Here is a 2,835-nt window from a genome sequence, read left to right on the forward strand (position 1 = left end):
TTTATAAGCGCCTCTATCTATTTTTTCATCTTCATTATTAATCAGATTATGTACCCATGCTGGTACAGTAGAAATTAATCCAGAAAAGTTATCATAATAACTATAAATGGGGAATGGAGTTTTGATAGTTGAGATAGCGTCTTGGATTGCCCAAGGGGTAGAAGACATCATAGTTTCAAAATCTGTTCTTACTAAAGCAAAAGCTAATAATTGTTTTAATATATTATCTTTATCATCATCTGCCCAAGCCTTTGCTATTGGCATTAAGAAGAAATGCAATATATGTACACCTATTAGTTCTAAAGATAATTGTCTTATTACTCTACGCTAATCGTATGTAGAATTCTACATATACTTCTACCATAAACTAATATTCCTAGTATCTCTTCTTATTGCAGAAATAATACTAAAAGGAACTCTAAACAAAGCCTCTTTATATCTTTGAGAACTATAATCCCATTGTCTATTCTATACCCATCTTTCTTGAAGTATAATAGGCATAAACTGTCTATGCATCATTACTAAACTTCCTATAATATTACTACTTAACATAGTTTTCTATAGTGGAGTAAGCTAACCATCAGCAGATTGAGCTAAATTTCTAGCAGTATTACCAATAGTTTCTTTTTTAGCATCCCAAGCTTTTTGATGAGCAGGATCTTTAGTTACAATATTACCGTTTTTATACTCTACTAAATCTCTAGAGGATCTAAATGTGTTCCATTGATTTAGCATTACTTCATCATTACTATATTTACGTTTAAATTCTTCTCTACTAAGAAACTCTCCATTTACGTATCTATAGTTGTACATAACAGAATTTAGTATATGACCCTTTACAACATAATCACTTAAAGAGTATACTCCAAAAGCCCAGTTTCTAGCTATTTGTTTTTGAAAAGTAGATAGATTAAGTCTGTCTGTTTTTATTTCTGCGCCCACTTGAAAATATTCCATTAGCTTCATCTATGTACTATTATGATAATCACTAAGTAAACTAAAATTGTTTTTAAATAAGTCTACAATTAATGCTTTTGTTCCATTAAGACTATCACTAAAACTATAATATCTACCAGAAAGCGAATTAATTATATCATTATAGACTGCTGTAAAAAAACCCGTAGTAGCACATATAATGTTTAAACCTAGATTTACAGTAGTTCCTAATGCTTTTAAACCTAGCATTAATTTAGTAAAATTAACTTTTCTAGGTTTTATATGACCTTTAAATCCTAGTATAGAATAATCTCTTTCTTTGATATCCCATATAGCAGATTTAGTCTTAATGTCATATATATTCATCTCTACGAAACTTTTAGCAAACTTATATATATTAGATTCCTGCCCTTTTTTACTCCTTCCTCTGTACTTACTTTTGACGTCTCGATTGCCTATAAATTGTAAGATAGCTTCGGTTTTAGGTTTGAGTTCACTTTTTATTCTAAAGTTTTCAGCCATTTTAAAATACTCTACTATAGAGCCAACAGTATTAGCTGTAATAGTAGAAGGATCATCCAGACTTTTAACATAATTCTGTGGAACAAAATATAATTTATCTGTGCCAGTATCTACTGTTTCATCGTTTAAACCAGTATCGTCATTTCTAGTAGATACTTTATCTTTCCAATATTCTTTAAAACCTTCAAAACCTCTAGCTCTAACATATCTCCACATAGAACCTGATATTTGTGGCAATCTATATGAACTTAAATTAGTAAGATTAGTAAGTTTGCTATTTGATTCTTTAAGAGTATTCACACATTCTTTGTATAATTCATGTAAATCTTCATTTGAAGATACTTTATTAAATGCTTCTGAATTATCGTATAGTTCTAATTTAGGCAAATAGTATTCTCCCTAGTCTTCAACTTCTGGTTTGTAGTTCTTATTAACAAATGGAGAATTCTAATCTACCTCTGAAAAGTAAATAGATGGCTGTTCTTTAAGTATATATTTTTCTTTCACTGGAACAACTGTTGTAAGATAAGATTTAGGATATATATTACCTTGACTATCTCTATTACAATGTGTCATTTCAAATTCTGCTAAAGTTCCATTAGCAATGGCATCAGCTCTAAGTTTATAGAACAGCTTAGACGGTATCACTTTAGCTATATCGTTAAATTTTAATCCAGTAGTTTTCTTTTTACCGTTTCTTTTTCTTATCCTATATAAATCTACATCTATTTTATCTAATTCAGCTTGAGCAACTCCTGGTATTAACTTTTCAATTTCATGTATCTTATCATCTCTAAATTGTTTAAGTATAGCTCTTTTTCTTTCTTGCAACTATTCATATAGCTTTTTATCTGATTCATTGTTTATTTCAGATCTTTCTACTTTAGCAAGATCATCATAGAATTCTTGAGTATATTCATCTCTAGAATTATACTATAACCATCTTTGATACTGAGCTTCAGATAAATTTGCTTTTTTTTCAGCCTTGATTTTATCAAATAATGCTTTATTTGATTTTAAAACCATACCTTTAGACAACTTATCATTTAATGCAGCTAGTTCTACAGCTATTTCATATTCTTCACCTTGTTTTAATTTTCCATCTATACCATATATACTAGCTAACTATTTTTTTTCTAAATATAAATCCTTTAGTTTACTTTGATTTTCTTCTGATAACTTACTTGTGTCATAGAATCCATTAGCGTCTTTTACAGTATCTAGTAATTTGTGTATTTTGATTTGTACTAATTCTCTAGCATCAGCAGCTAAAGGTGATAGATTGTTAAATAGTTCATAGTATTCAGGAGTATATTTTCTTTCACAATGTTCTGATAACCATTTGTTTTTTCTTTTATTGTACTCTGTACGTATAGT

The 2,835-nt window shown here is 29.0% G+C and carries 5 protein-coding genes; all 5 read right to left on the reverse strand.

Features of this window, described 5'->3' with window-relative positions:
* On the reverse strand, nucleotides 1-264 hold a 264-nt coding region (locus tag GH664_RS22200; protein ID WP_153170261.1), incomplete at its 3' end, for a hypothetical protein.
* A 309-nt stretch (nucleotides 265-573) separates the two neighbouring features.
* A complete protein-coding gene (locus tag GH664_RS22205; RefSeq protein ID WP_203041933.1) occupies nucleotides 574-957 on the reverse strand; it encodes a hypothetical protein in 384 nt (127 codons plus the stop codon).
* 9 nt (nucleotides 958-966) lie between these two features.
* The gene (locus GH664_RS22210) at nucleotides 967-1,845 is read right to left on the reverse strand and encodes a hypothetical protein (RefSeq protein WP_153170263.1); all 879 of its coding nucleotides are present in this window, start codon (nucleotides 1,843-1,845) and stop codon (nucleotides 967-969) included.
* 60 nt (nucleotides 1,846-1,905) lie between these two features.
* On the reverse strand, nucleotides 1,906-2,289 hold the full coding sequence (locus GH664_RS22215; RefSeq protein WP_153163765.1) for a hypothetical protein: 384 nt from the start codon (nucleotides 2,287-2,289) through the stop codon (nucleotides 1,906-1,908).
* A 294-nt stretch (nucleotides 2,290-2,583) separates the two neighbouring features.
* The coding region (locus GH664_RS22220) for a hypothetical protein (RefSeq protein WP_194270467.1) at nucleotides 2,584-2,835 on the reverse strand (252 nt) is incomplete at its 5' end.

The organism is Thauera sp. 2A1 (genome assembly GCF_009469595.2).
GTDB lineage: Bacteria > Pseudomonadota > Gammaproteobacteria > Burkholderiales > Rhodocyclaceae > Thauera.